The following is a 13,159-nucleotide window of genomic DNA, read 5'->3' as shown; positions in this document are numbered from 1 at the left end:
CAATCCTATTCCACAACACAACCAACAGAAAGGAGTCCTCATGGACACCAATCATTCCCCCATCATCAGCCCCCTCACCATGCGTGAATCCGCCCGAGGTATCACGCTCACCAGCATTTACGATGAGATGCTCGCCCGTCGCGAGCTCTCCGTCATGGGAAACATCGAAACCCCGATGGCCCACGACCTATGCCAGCAGATCCGCCTGCTCGATGCCGCCGACCCCAGCCGCCCCATCACCATATTTGTCGCCAGCGCCGGCGGAAGCGTGCGATCGGGTCTTGCGATCTATGACGCCATGCGCCTCGCATCGTGCCCCATCCGCACCGTCTGCCTGGAATTCGCCGCGTCCATGGGCGCCGTGATCTTTATGGGCGGCGACGATCGCCGTATGGCGCCCCATGCAGAGCTCATGATTCACGACCCGCTGATCCCCCAGGGGGCAGGCGGCTCGGCACTTGCGCTGCAGGAAACCAGCCGGCGTCTCATGCAGACCCGCAAGACCCTCACGCAAATCCTCTCGGACCGCAGCGGCCTCACGCCCAAGCGCATCCAGTCCCTCACCGCAAAAGACACCTACCTTTCGGCCGAGCGCGCCGTCGAGCTCGGCTTTGCCCACGAAATCCTCTCGACCACCAAGGAGGTCGCCCATGTCTAACCTCACCAGCCGCCTCGCCGCATCTGAGTCCGCATCGTCCACCATCCTCGCCAAGGATCGAATGCTTTCCTGCGACACCCGCCAAACGGGACTCAACAACAACGCACTTGTGATCGGCCCCTCGGGAGCCGGCAAGACCCGAAACGTCCTCAAGCCCAACCTGCTGCAAATGAACGCAAGCTACATCGTGCTCGACACCAAAGGCACGCTCTGTCGCGAAGTGGGACCCGTGCTGGCAGCCCACGGCTACCGCGTGCAATGTCTCAACTTCGCCGACCTCAACACCGTCCCGGCCCTTGCGCCCGGCATCGAGCGCTGCGGCTACAACCCCCTGAGGCACATTCGCCGCAAGGCGGACGGCAGGCCCAACCAGCAGGACATCCTCTCGGTGGCAAAGGCCATCTGCCCCATCGAGGACAACAACCAGCCTTTTTGGGATCATGCGGCGGCAAACCTGCTGTCGTGTCTTATCGCCTACGTCACCGAACAGCTACCCGCCGACGAGCAGACGATCAGCTCGGTCATCAAGCTGATCGAGCACCTGCAGGACGGTGCCACGGGTCGATTGTTTGACGACCTGATCACAATCGACCCCCAAAGCTATGCCCTCTCGCTATGGCGGCGCTACGCCATTACGCAAAATGCCGAGCGCATGCACGCGAGCATCGTCGGCATCCTTGCCGAAAAGGTCATGTGTCTGGGATTCGACGGTGCGGCACAGCTCTATCGTGAGTGCCATCAGGTGGACTTCGCTTCCATGGGACACACCCCCTGCGCCCTATTTGTAACCGTGAGCGATATTGACCGCAATCTCGATCCGCTGACCGGCCTCTTTATTTCGCAGGCGTTTATGGGCCTCATTCGTGAGGCCGATAGGCAGCCCGACGGCAGCCTGCCCGTGCCCGTGCGCTTTATGCTCGATGACTTCGCAAATCTGCAGATCCCCCAGATCGACAACGTGCTCTCGATTATCCGAAGCCGCAACATCTGGGCAACGCTGCTGCTGCAGTCGACCAACCAGCTCGATGCGCTCTATGGCGAGGCACGCGCACGCTCCATCATGGGCAACTGCGACACGCATCTGGTGCTGGCGTTCCAGGATCCCGAGAGTGCCCGGGTGTTTTCCGAACGCGCCGACGCGCTGCCCAGCACGCTCATGGCGACGCCGATCGATCGCTCGTGGCTCTTTGTGCGCGGCCACACTCCCGAACAGGTCGAGCGCTTTAGGCTCGAAGACCATCCGCTCTACGGGGAGCTGCCCGAGGCGCAGCGAGACCATGCGGAGGCCGAGATCTAGGCGCAGGGTTCTCGCGGCGCGCGGCGCCCCGGCGATGTTCCACAAAGGCCGTGCGCCCCGGGACTACGGCAAAGCAAAGGGGCCCGCATCCGATAGGATACGGGCCCCTGACTATAAGGCGCGATGCGTTAACAGCAGCGACTACTTACGATGCGCGCGATAGAACTCGATGAGCGCCTGGGTCGAAGCGTCCTGCTCGGCCTTGGCGGCGTCATCGTGGAAGGCCGGGGTAATCTGCTTGGCAAGCTGCTTGCCCAGCTCGACGCCCCACTGGTCGTAGGAGTCGATGCCCCAGACCGTGCCCTCGACAAACGTGATGTGCTCGTACAGGGCGATGAGCTCGCCGAGTGCGAACGGGGTCAGCGTGTCGCCGAAGATCGAGGTCGTCGGGCGGTTGCCCTCAAAGCAACGGGCCGGGACGATCTGCTCGGGCGTGCCCTCGGCACGAACCTCGTCGGCCGTCTTACCAAAGGCGAGCGCCTTGGTCTGGGCCAGGAAGTTGCCCAGGAACAGCTCATGCACGTCCTGACCGCTATCGGTCGCAGGGTTGGCGGTATTGGCAAAGGCGATGAAATCGGCCGGAACCACCACAGTGCCCTGGTGCAGCAGCTGGTAGAAGGCATGCTGACCGTTGGTGCCGGGCTCGCCCCAGAAGATCTCGCCGGTATCGGAGGTCACAGCGCTGCCGTCCCAGCGGACGTGCTTGCCGTTGGACTCCATGGTGAGCTGCTGCAGGTAGGCCGGGAAACGGTGCAGGTACTGGCAGTACGGCAGTACGGCGTGGCTCTTGGAACCGAAGAAGTTGACGTACCAGACATTGAGCAGGCCCATCAGCGCGACGGCGTTGTTCTCGAGCGGGGTGTTGCAGAAGTACTCGTCGATGGCGTGGAAGCCCTCGAGGAACTGCTGGAAGCGCTCGGGGCCGAGCACGACGATCAGCGACAGACCCACGGCGGAGTCGACGGAATAGCGGCCGCCGACCCAGTTCCAGAAGCCGAAGGCGTTAGCGGGGTCGATGCCGAAGGCCTCGACCTTGTCGAGTGCGGTGGAAACGGCAACGAAGTGCTTGGCCACGGCCTCGGCGTTCTGCTCATCGGAGCCGTCGATGGCACCCTGAGCCTTGAGCTGCTCGAGCATCCAGGTCTTGACCTCGCGAGCGTTGGTGAGGGTCTCGAGCGTGGTGAAGGTCTTGGAGACGATAATCACGAGCGTGGTCTCGGGATCCAGGCCCTTGAGCTTCTCGGCCTGATCGTTGGGGTCGATGTTGGAGATATAGCGGCAGTCGATACCGGCGTCGGCATAGGGGCGCAGAGCCTCGTAAGCCATGACCGGGCCCAGGTCGGAGCCGCCGATGCCGATGGACACCAGATGCTCGATCTTCTTGCCGGTAACGCCCTTCCACTCACCGGAGCGCACGCGCTCGGCAAAGGCGTACATGCGGTCGAGGACCTCGTGCACGTCGGCGACGACGTCCTGGCCGTCGACGATGAGCTGGCCCTTCTCGCTTGCCGGACGGCGCAGCGCGGTGTGCAGGACGGCACGGTCCTCGGTGGTGTTGATGTGCTCGCCGGAGAACATGGCGTCGCGGCGCTCCTCGAGCTTCACCTCGCGGGCAAGATCGCACAGCAGCTTGACGGTCTCATCGGTCACCAGGTTCTTGGACAGGTCGAAGTGCAGGTCACCGGCGTCAAAGCTCAGCTTGTTCACGCGCTCTGCATCGGCAGCGAACCAGGCCTTGAGGTCGATACCTTCGGCCTCGAGCTTCTCCTGATGAGCCTCGAGCGCCTTCCAAGCGGCGGTCGACGTAGCGTCGATAGGTGCGGCAACAGTTGCCATAAAGTCCTCCTCAACATACGGGCGCAAACCTCCATGCGCCCGGATAATCAGATGCCCCTATTCTAGCGCAGGTCAAGACCGTAATCAGCCAGCGTTGCCAATCCGCCCCCAAACGGCGACCGACCAAAAAGGGACAGGTTTATTTTGGCAGGTCAAACGCTTTACCTACCAAAAATAGCCCATCTCTTTATGGCAGACATTAGGCCGCGGCGCACACGCTGCCGAGCAGCTCACGCAGAGGAGACCCAATGCCCTCAAGCAGTTCGGGCGCGATGATGGCAAAAACGGGAACCTCACCGGCCCCCACGACGGCAGGCACTTTGCCCTCCGAGACAATACATCCATAAGGGACAAAACCGTCTTCGCCGGCATCGAGCGCCGCCATGCGACGCGCGAGTTCGCGCGCAAAGCCAGCAGTATCGGCATCGCCGATCGCCAGGACAAAGTCCACGCCTTCGTCGGTCGCCAGGGCCACAGCTTCGTCGATCAGCTCGTCTCCCCCGTCGCCCTCAACCGAGCCGCAACGAAAAAGCACGCGCTCGAGCAGAGCTCGGTCAAGCGAGCCGAGCGCCGCCGAGACAAGCTCATCGCGCGTATGTTTGTCGCCACCCAGCACCACCAGCGCCTTGGTGCCGCCGTAGTGAGCGACCAATCGTCCACACCAGCGAGCCACGTCTCCATCCGCAACAAGGCGCGTCGGCATACCAAACCCATAGTTGACCATTATCCCCACAACCCTTCCGTGCTTTATGGTGGTATCGATCGTTAGGCTCATGCTACGAAGCGAGGTTTTCCGAGCTGTTTCGCGCTCTTTAGAGCTGCGTTAAAACCCGATGCAACCGCCCGACCATACCTGCCAAAAAGGGACAGGTTTGTTTTGGTCGGTCAAGCGTTTTACCTACCAAAATAAACCTGTCCCTTTTTGGCAGGTTTTGACGATGTCCGGACGAGCGGGTATTATCGAACATGTATTCGATAAGAACATGTGTTTGATGGGAGGACGCGTGGGGGACGGGCGTCACACCTATATCTGCATCGACCTCAAGACGTTTTACGCCAGCGTCGAGTGCGTCGACCGCGGGCTCGATCCGCTCACCACCCACCTGGTCGTTGTCGACGAATCACGCGGGCGTACGACCATCTGCCTCGCCATTACCCAGGCCATGAAAGACCTCGGGATACACAACCGCTGCCGTCTGTTTGAGATTCCCGACGGCATCGACTACATCAAGGCCGTACCGCGCATGCAGCACTACATGGAGGTGTCGGCGCAGATCTACGGTATCTACCTGGAATACGTCAGTCCGCAAGACGTTCACGTCTACTCAATTGACGAGTGCTTTATCGACGTGACACCCTATCTAGAGCTCTACCATACCAATGCCAAAAGCTTTGCCTGCATGCTGCGCGATGAGGTCCTCGCGCGCACCGGCATCACGGCGACAGTCGGCATCGGCCCCAACCTATTCCAGGCCAAGGTGGCGCTCGACATTACCGCTAAGCACGTACCCAGCCGCATCGGCATACTCGACGACGAGACCTTTCGCAAGGAGATCTGGCCCCATCGCCCCATCACCGATATCTGGGGCATCGGCCCCGGCGTGGCAGCCCGCCTCGAAAAGTACGGGGTATACGATCTGATGGGCGTCGCCGCGCTCGACGAAAACCTGCTTTACGACGAACTCGGCGTCAATGCCGAGTATCTCATCGACCACGCCTTTGGGCGCGAGCCGACAACTATCGCCGATATTCAGGCCTATCGCCCGCAGGCAACTTCAACCACCACAGGACAAGTGCTCTCGAAGGGTTATGCCTACGAGCAGGCCTACACCATCTTGCGCGAGATGGTCGATGCCGCCGTACTGGACTTGGTCGATAAGCACGTGGTCTGCGACAGCATCTCGCTCTTTGTGGGCTACGCGAGCGAGCGCGCCGACATACGCCGCCTCGACGCCAGCGGCACAGCGCAATATGTAGACGGATGCGGACATTTGCGTTCGAGCACGTCGAGCATCGAACCCGCCGCAACCGCCGGCCCCGAGCTCGCACCCCGTGCACCCAAGCCCGTCCAGCGCGATGACGAACGACGCCGTCTGGTGCGCGAGGCACAGGCAATCGACGGCATCTTTGTGGGAGAGCATGGCGGCAAACCGCGTGGCGGCTATGCCGCGCTCTTTGCGCACTCTAACGCTTCGCGCAAGCTGCCCGAGCGCACCAATTCGTTTAAGAAGATCATGGGCTATTTCGATGAGCTCTGGGCGCAGACCGTCGATCCCAAACGGCCGGTCAAGCGCATCAATTTGGGCTTTGGCAACCTCATGCCCGAGGAATTTGCCACCATCGATCTGTTTAGCGATGTTAAGGCCGATGAACGCGAGCGCGACCTGGCCCGCGCCGTTCTGGCCGTGAAGGGCAAGTACGGCAAGAACGCCCTAGTCAAGGGATTAAGCTTTACCGCCGGCGCCACTGCACGCGAACGCAACGATCAGGTAGGAGGACACCGTGCCTAAGGCCCAACAACAGCCGATGCGGCCGCCGACACCTTTTGAACGCCTGGCGGACCCCGAGGGAAGACGTCGCGCCGCCGACCCCAGGCTCACCGCTAACGGTGCCGTTCGCGCCAACCGCGCCGCGCAGTTTATGCCCTTTGCCGCCCTCACGGGATACTACGAGCTCGTGCGCAAACAAGAAATCTCTGTTGAGCCCAAATGCGAACTCACGGAAGAAAAAGCCCTCGAGCTTTCAAAAAAGCTCAAGGGCCTCAAACGCGGCGATTTGGTGCGCGTTACTTATTACGATACATACGGCTATCGCAGCCGCACTGGCATTCTCGACGAAGTGCTCCCCGCGTTCAAGCTGCTCAAACTCCGAGACATCGCCATCGGCTTCGACGATATCCAAGACATCGAGCTGCGCGGCCGAGCCTAAGCGCAAGCGTACGCCCGGCCCTACGGCTTCATGTCGTAATAGCCCGCATCCCTCACGGCAGCCTCAAGCACCTCACGATCGATCGGGTTTTTAGAACGGATGCACGCCGTGTGGTCTGTATACGTCACCGTGGCCCAAATGCCATCGAGAGCGTTGAGGGCGTTCGTCACATTTTGCGCGCAGCCGCCGCAGCTCATACCGCCAATAAGCAGTTCATCGCTATAGGGATAGTGAGACACATCGGTGTCCGCGACCGCGACCCTCTTGATCTTCTTTCTGCCCGCCCCATCGCCGCAACAGCATGTGCCATGCGTCGATGCGACAATACGCCGGAATCCAAAAAATAAGCCGGCGGCAATTACAGCAAGCACAATGATGTTTGCAGGGTTGAGCAAATCGTCCATATTGGTTATTTCCTGGGATATCCCTACGACGACGTGCACGAGTTTATCGTCCAGCGCGGCGAGAACTACGCGGTCTTTGGAGCTTGGAAGGTCTACACAAATGTCGAGCAAGCGCTTGCGACGTTCGAATCCTACCGCGCTTGCACGCAGCACCTCACCCATATCTACCAGCAGGGCCACAGCCTCGCAAAACTTGCCCAGGCAATCCGATAGAACATACAAACCGCGGCCGCACGCCACACAACCGAAAGGAAAACATATGAGCAAGATCGCAGTCGTCTACTGGAGCGGCACAGGCAACACCGAAGCCATGGCAGACCTCGTTGCCGAGGGCGCGGCGTCAGCCGGCACCGAGGCAGAGGCCGCCTGCCGCGCCCTTGGAGCCGAGCTCGCCTAACGGCGATAAGCTCCGCCCATACGCGGCTCTGCACCAAAACACATTCGCATCCCAACAAAAACGGGGCTGGATCCAAATCCAGCCCCGTTTTCTGCTATGTCAGCCACATAAAGCAGCTACGAGATGTTGCCCAAAAACGCCTTGGTGCGCTCGCTCTTGGGATGGTCGAAGACCTCGCTCGGCGTGCCCTCCTCCACGATAACGCCGCCGTCCATAAAGACGACGCGGTCGGCGACGTCGCGGGCAAAGCCCATCTCGTGCGTCACCACGATCATCGTCATGCCGTCACGCGCAAGATCGCGCATGACGCCAAGGACGTCGCGGACGAGCTCGGGATCAAGCGCCGACGTAGCCTCGTCAAAGAGCATCACGTGCGGATTCATCGACAGGGCGCGGGCGATGGCCACGCGCTGCTGTTGACCGCCCGAAAGCTGGCTCGGCATAAAATCGATGCGCTCGGCCAGACCGACCTTGCTCAGCTCCTCGACGGCAATCTTCTCGGCCTCTTCCTTGCTGCGCTTGAGCACCTTTTGTTGCGCAAGCATGACGTTCTTTTTGACCGACAGGTGCGGGAACAAATTGAACTGCTGAAACACCATGCCCAAGTGCGTACGCACCTTATTGAGGTCGACGCCCTTGGCGCACACATCCACGCCCTCAACGACAATCGAGCCGCTCGTGGGCTCCTCAAGACGGTTAATGCAGCGAAGCATCGTCGACTTACCCGAGCCCGAGGGGCCCAGGACCACGACGACCTCACCCTTGTGCACATCCAGATCAATGTCGCGCAGGACCACGTTATCGCCAAAGGCCTTCTGGAGATTCTTGATGCTGACGACGACCTCGTTCGAGTTATTGGTTTCGCTCATAATAGAACCTCCTTACAGACCTGCAATATGATCGGCGGGTGTCGCGACAACCTGTCCGGCGCTCTTGGTGGGACGCTTCTTTTTGGTTTCGGCCGTCCCCAGAAGTCTCGCCTCAAGACCGCTCACCAAGCGCGCAAGCGGCAGGGTAATGACCAGATAGAACAGGGCGGCAACCACATACGGCGTGATGGAGCCCGTCGTCGCCACGATGGTGCGGGCATTCATGACGATCTCGACCACGCCCACGGCGGCGAGCAGCGACGTATCCTTGTAAAGCAGGATAAACTCGCTGGTCAGCGTAGGCAGGACATTGCGGAACGTCTGCGGAATCATAACGTAGAGCAACGTCTGAAAGGCATTCATGCCCAGCGAGCGGGCAGCCTCGTTTTGGCCCTTGGGAATCGACTGAATACCGGCACGGAAGATCTCGCACAGGTACGCAGACGAGTTCATGGCCATGACGATAACGCCCAAGACGTAGTCGTCCACCTTGACGCCGGCAAGTGGCAAGCCAAAGAACGCGATATAGATCTGCAGGAACGCCGGCGTACCGCGGATGATATTCACGTAGATGCCGGCAAGACAGCGCAGAATGCGCGACTTGGAGATGCGCATGAGCGACAAGGCAAAGCCAAAGGGGATTGCCAGCGGAAACGCCACAAGCACGATCGAGAGCGACATAAGGAAGCCCTTAAATACGACCGGCAGGCTCTGGACCAAAATGACCGGGTTCAAGAACAGACGCAGGAACATATTGGAATTCCAAGCCTCGACCCACGGCTGTTCCTTAAGATCGGCCTGGAAGTTATCGAAGGCCGTCACGCCCTTAATCTCGACGGAAGGAATCTTGGAAATCTTCTTGGTCGAACCGTCGGCGAGCGTATAGGTGCCGCTAAAGGCCTCGTCGCCGCCTTCGACGGGGAAGGTCACGCCGTACACCTCGACACGGAAAAAGCCGCCGGCAGGCGCCGTCTCGCCAAAGTCGATCTTGAGCGTCTGGCCATCAGCCGTGCACGTGGGCTTCATGGGTGTGCGATCCATGAGGTCCTCGCCCGAGAGCATCGTCAATCGCGTGTCATCGGTACCAAACGTCGTGCCGTCGACAAACGTCAGCGAAAGACCGCTCAGCTCCTCGTCGGCGTCGGCCTGAACTTCCCAGGTAATGCGTGTCTCGGTGCCGCCGACCACATCGCTGCCCGAACCGGTGTTGGGTCGGGCGGTAATCTTTGCGGTCTCAAGCGCTTGGGCAGTCGAGGGCGCAGATGCCCCCACGCACACCAGCGCGAGCGCCACGGCCATGACGCAGGCTAGCTTTTGGAGCAAGGCGGGTAGTGAAGAACGCTGCCCAGCGGCCCCTTTGTTCAGTCGAGACAAGGTGGCTCCTATCGTAGAAGTTGCCGGCAAATAGAGACGGAAACACTCTCCGTCGAGAGAAGCGCAAAGGCCCTCTCCGCTAAACGGAAAGGGCCCAAACGCAATCAAGTATCTGTTTACTTGATGTTGTACTTAGCCATGAGGGCGTCAACGGTACCGTCGTCGGTCAGGTCCTTGATGGCCTGGTTGATGTCGTCCTTGAGCTTGGTATTGCCCTGGTTGATGGCAATGGCGTACTCCTCGCCGGTGCTGATCTGTTTAACCGTGTGGCAGGTGTTGAACTGCTCGGCGGTCAGCTGGCTGGCAACGGAGCGGTTGGTGACTACGGCATCGCCCTTGTCGGACTGCAGGGCGCTGAAGCACTCGGTAGCGTCCTTGTAGGGGATGATCTTGGCCTTGGGGAAGTTCTCCTGAGCAAAGGCCTCGGCGGTCGAGCCAGACTGGACGATAATGGTAGCGTCGGCGTTGTTGAGCTTCTCGCTGTAATTGTCGGCCGTGATGTCGGTGTTATCGACCTTGGTCACGATAGCCTGATCGTCCATGTAGTAGGAATCGGAGAAAGCGACTTCCTTCTCACGCTCGGGCGTGTCGGTGATAGCCGCAATGGAGACGTCATACTTGGTGCCCGAAGCGACGCCGGGGACGAGCGTGTCGAAGTCGTTGTTGACGTACTCGACATCCAGGCCCAGCTTGTCGCCGATAGCCTTGATGAGCTCAAGGTCAAAGCCCTGATAATCGCCGTTGTCATCCTTGTACTCAAACGGAGCGTACTCGGCAGAGGTGCCGACGGTCAGCGTACCGTCCTTGACGAGCGCGTACTCCTTGGAGCCGTCGACCTTCTCGACCTTAGCGTCGTCAGAGCTGCTGGAACCGGCATCAGAACCAGAGGTGGCGTTGGACGAGCCGCAGCCCGTCAGTGCGAGGGCGAGCGCCATGGCGCCCGTGGCGGCAAATGCGCCAAGCTTCTTCAGCTTCATAATCAGTCTCCTTCCAATGGCCCCATGTGATTCAGGGGCCTGCAAAAACTGAGGGCTATTATGCACCCGCGTGAGAGAATCTGCAATTAGAAAACTGATTGAAACAAACCCATAACGTGAATGGAACACTCCACTTTATGACAGTCATTACTGCTGCAATGACCTTAATAGTTTAATTTCAGCCGCATAACCTGCAAGTTCGTTCGGCGTTTCCAAAATGAATGGCAGTGATCGCAGGCAGCTATTCGATACAATATTCTGCATAACCTGCATTCCACCGCCAAGTTCCTCGCTGCCGAGGTAACCCTTGCCGATGCATTCATGCCGGTCCTTATGGGCACCGCGGGGATTCTTGGAATCATTGATATGCACAGCGCGCAGGCGCTCGATACCCACCACACGATCGAACTCGTCGAGCACACCGTCAAGATCTTGGACGATATCATAGCCGGCGTCATTTACATGGCAGGTGTCCAGGCAAACGCCCAGCTTGGCCGACAGCTCGGGGCGCCTGTCAGCAACGCCCTCGATGATGATCGCCAGTTCCTCAAAGCTGCGGCCCACCTCGGTGCCCTTGCCGGCCATGGTCTCGAGCAGCACCGTCGTCTGCTGGCCCTCAAACATCACCTGGCACAGGGTGTCGACGATCATCTGAATGCCGGCGTCGGAGCCCTGTCCCACATGCGCACCGGGATGGAAATTGTAGAAGTTGCCGGGCAGCGCTTCCAGACGCTGCAGATCCTCAGCCATGGCCTCCAGGGCAAACTCGCGCGCCCGCTCTTTGGCCGAGCAGGGGTTATAGGTATACGGAGCATGGGCCACGAGGGGACCAAAATCGTTTTGTTCCATAAGCTCGCGTAGGGCCGCCACGTCATGCATGTCAAGGTCTTTCGCCTTGCCGCCGCGCGGGTTGCGCGTAAAGAATGCAAAGGTATTGGCGCCAATGGATAGTGCCGTCTCCCCCATCGCCCGATAGCCCTTCGTCGTGGATAGGTGACACCCAATCGTCAGCATCCCCAGCTCCCCCTCATCAGTTACGGTGAAATAGTTCCTGTTGATGCCTTATTCTGCCGCAAACAGGAACTATTCCACCGCAAGTTATAAAAGGGTCATGAGGAGCGCGTTTTGCCGAAGGCCTTAAGCACCGCCGTCACGGGGCCAGGCTGGAAACGTCGGCGCACATCGTCGAGACGCTCGGGAATATCGATGTGCTGCGGGCAGTGGCGTGCGCATTTGCCGCACTTGACGCAATTGCTCACCAACTTGGGCTCGCTTGTGCGCACCGCACTCGCCGTAAAGTACTGCGATAGACCCGTAAACCAGCTGTGCGCATAGCTTGCGTTGTAGGCGGCAAAACACCCAGGAATATTGATGCCTTTAGGACACGGCATGCAATAGCCGCATCCCGTGCAGGGCACGCGATTCGATTTTTCAAACTCCTCCAGCACGCGTGCGATGGCATCGAGCTGAGTAGCTGTCATCGAATCCGGCAGGGCCCGATCGGCCAACGCCGCGTTCTCATCCACCTGCGCGGTATCGGTCATACCCGAAAGCAGCATCGTCACCTGAGGATGATTCCACACCCACGAAAGCCCCCAGGCGGCAGGGGTGCGCAAATGCGGGTCACAGGCGTCATCGAGCACAGCGCGGGCCCGCGGGGGCAGCTTGCCTGCTAGACGCCCGCCCAGTAGCGGCTCCATCACAAACACCGCGAGGCCTCGCTCGGCGGCGGCCATGAGCCCCGCCGTTCCCGCTTGGTAACGCTCACCGGCATAGTTGTACTGTATCTGGCAAAAATCCCAGTCATATGCGTCAAGCATCGTCAGGAAATCCGCCGCGCTGCCGTGATACGAAAAACCAATCTGGCGAATGCGCCCCGCCGCCTTTTGACGCGCGATCCAGTCCTCGATGCCCAACGCCACCACACGTTCCCACTGGGCGGGCGAGGTGATGTTGTGCATGAGGTAGTAGTCGATATGGTCAGTCCGCAGGCGGCGCAGCTGCTCATCAAAGAAACGGTCGAAATCCTCCGCGCACTTGCACGAGGCGTGCGGCAGCTTGGTCGCGAGCAAAACCTGGTCGCGCAGGCCCAAGCGCTCAAGCGAAGCGCCTACGCAAGCCTCGTTGCCGGGATAAAGATAAGCCGTATCCAGGTAATTTATCCCCTGCTCCACGGCGCGGGAAATGATAGCATCGGCTGTCTTCGCATCGGGGCGTCCCGGCGCACCGGGAAATCTCATGCAGCCCAGACCGAGAGCGGATATTCGGTTACCACTTTTGGGGTCAACGCGGTATTGCACGGCCCCTCCCTTCGCCATCAGCGCCCCGGCAAGGCGAAACACAATGGTCACGCGGCCGAAACATCGTGGAATCGCAATCGAGAACGTATCGTAACGCAGCAGAAATCGAGCTGTCACGG

At 59.9% G+C, this 13,159-nt stretch carries 13 protein-coding genes and 1 pseudogene; 6 read left to right on the top strand and 8 right to left on the bottom strand.

The window, feature by feature from the left end; all coding sequences use genetic code 11:
- Positions 1-40: 40 nt before the first annotated feature.
- On the top strand, positions 41-658 hold the full coding sequence (locus ACTQWD_RS01195; RefSeq protein ID WP_427718549.1) for an ATP-dependent Clp protease proteolytic subunit: 618 nt from the start codon (positions 41-43) through the stop codon (positions 656-658).
- Positions 651-1,955 (top strand): VirD4-like conjugal transfer protein, CD1115 family, encoded by a 1,305-nt coding sequence (locus ACTQWD_RS01190; protein ID WP_427718552.1) that lies wholly within the window; start codon positions 651-653, stop codon positions 1,953-1,955. The genes ACTQWD_RS01195 and ACTQWD_RS01190 overlap by 8 nt, the downstream gene beginning before the upstream one ends.
- A gap of 141 nt (positions 1,956-2,096) precedes the next feature.
- Here ACTQWD_RS01190 and pgi read toward each other — a convergent pair whose 3' ends face one another.
- Positions 2,097-3,791: a glucose-6-phosphate isomerase gene (pgi, locus tag ACTQWD_RS01185; RefSeq protein ID WP_117817172.1), complete on the bottom strand. Its 1,695-nt coding sequence runs from the start codon at positions 3,789-3,791 to the stop codon at positions 2,097-2,099.
- Positions 3,792-3,990: 199 nt separating this feature from the next.
- Entirely contained in the window at positions 3,991-4,515 is a 525-nt protein-coding gene (locus ACTQWD_RS01180; RefSeq protein WP_427727800.1) for an iron-containing alcohol dehydrogenase, read from the bottom strand.
- Positions 4,516-4,729: 214 nt separating this feature from the next.
- On the opposite strand from ACTQWD_RS01180, the gene ACTQWD_RS01175 reads away from it, so the two are divergent.
- Positions 4,730-6,301, top strand: a complete 1,572-nt coding sequence (locus tag ACTQWD_RS01175) for a Y-family DNA polymerase (protein WP_441559063.1) — start codon at positions 4,730-4,732, stop codon at positions 6,299-6,301.
- The gene (locus tag ACTQWD_RS01170; RefSeq protein WP_441559062.1) at positions 6,294-6,719 is read left to right on the top strand and encodes a hypothetical protein; all 426 of its coding nucleotides are present in this window, start codon (positions 6,294-6,296) and stop codon (positions 6,717-6,719) included. Before ACTQWD_RS01175 ends, ACTQWD_RS01170 begins: the two co-directional genes overlap by 8 nt.
- Positions 6,720-6,739: 20 nt before the next feature.
- Here the strand turns inward: ACTQWD_RS01170 and ACTQWD_RS01165 are convergent, their stop codons facing one another.
- The gene (locus tag ACTQWD_RS01165; RefSeq protein WP_441559103.1) at positions 6,740-6,916 is read right to left on the bottom strand and encodes a heavy-metal-associated domain-containing protein; all 177 of its coding nucleotides are present in this window, start codon (positions 6,914-6,916) and stop codon (positions 6,740-6,742) included.
- A 240-nt stretch (positions 6,917-7,156) separates the two neighbouring features.
- Here ACTQWD_RS01165 and ACTQWD_RS01160 point away from each other — a divergent pair, with 240 nt between their 5' ends.
- Both ACTQWD_RS01160 and ACTQWD_RS01155 read left to right on the top strand, forming a co-directional pair.
- Positions 7,157-7,336 (top strand): DUF3793 family protein, encoded by a 180-nt coding sequence (locus ACTQWD_RS01160; RefSeq protein ID WP_441559061.1) that lies wholly within the window; start codon positions 7,157-7,159, stop codon positions 7,334-7,336.
- A 46-nt stretch (positions 7,337-7,382) separates the two neighbouring features.
- Positions 7,383-7,481 (top strand): annotated as a pseudogene (locus tag ACTQWD_RS01155) (flavodoxin domain-containing protein); the annotation flags it as partial.
- A 155-nt stretch (positions 7,482-7,636) separates the two neighbouring features.
- Here ACTQWD_RS01155 and ACTQWD_RS01150 read toward each other — a convergent pair.
- The 5 genes from ACTQWD_RS01150 to ACTQWD_RS01130 form a co-directional block, all read right to left on the bottom strand.
- The gene (locus ACTQWD_RS01150) at positions 7,637-8,389 is read right to left on the bottom strand and encodes an amino acid ABC transporter ATP-binding protein (protein ID WP_441031648.1); all 753 of its coding nucleotides are present in this window, start codon (positions 8,387-8,389) and stop codon (positions 7,637-7,639) included.
- Positions 8,390-8,401: 12 nt separating this feature from the next.
- A complete protein-coding gene (locus ACTQWD_RS01145) occupies positions 8,402-9,688 on the bottom strand; it encodes an ABC transporter permease subunit (RefSeq protein WP_427727793.1) in 1,287 nt (428 codons plus the stop codon).
- A 191-nt stretch (positions 9,689-9,879) separates the two neighbouring features.
- The gene (locus ACTQWD_RS01140; protein ID WP_441041007.1) at positions 9,880-10,740 is read right to left on the bottom strand and encodes an ABC transporter substrate-binding protein; all 861 of its coding nucleotides are present in this window, start codon (positions 10,738-10,740) and stop codon (positions 9,880-9,882) included.
- Between the two features lie 147 nt (positions 10,741-10,887).
- On the bottom strand, positions 10,888-11,754 hold the full coding sequence (locus ACTQWD_RS01135; RefSeq protein ID WP_441545520.1) for a deoxyribonuclease IV: 867 nt from the start codon (positions 11,752-11,754) through the stop codon (positions 10,888-10,890).
- 95 nt (positions 11,755-11,849) lie between these two features.
- On the bottom strand, positions 11,850-13,157 hold the full coding sequence (locus ACTQWD_RS01130) for an aldo/keto reductase (RefSeq protein WP_441559060.1): 1,308 nt from the start codon (positions 13,155-13,157) through the stop codon (positions 11,850-11,852).
- Positions 13,158-13,159: the final 2 nt, after the last annotated feature.

This window comes from Collinsella sp. LCP19S3_B6, assembly GCF_052121815.1.
In the GTDB taxonomy this organism is placed as follows: Bacteria; Actinomycetota; Coriobacteriia; order Coriobacteriales; family Coriobacteriaceae; genus Collinsella.
The sequence above is the reverse complement of the archived record's forward strand: the minus strand, read 5'-3'. Positions and strand labels throughout refer to the sequence as shown.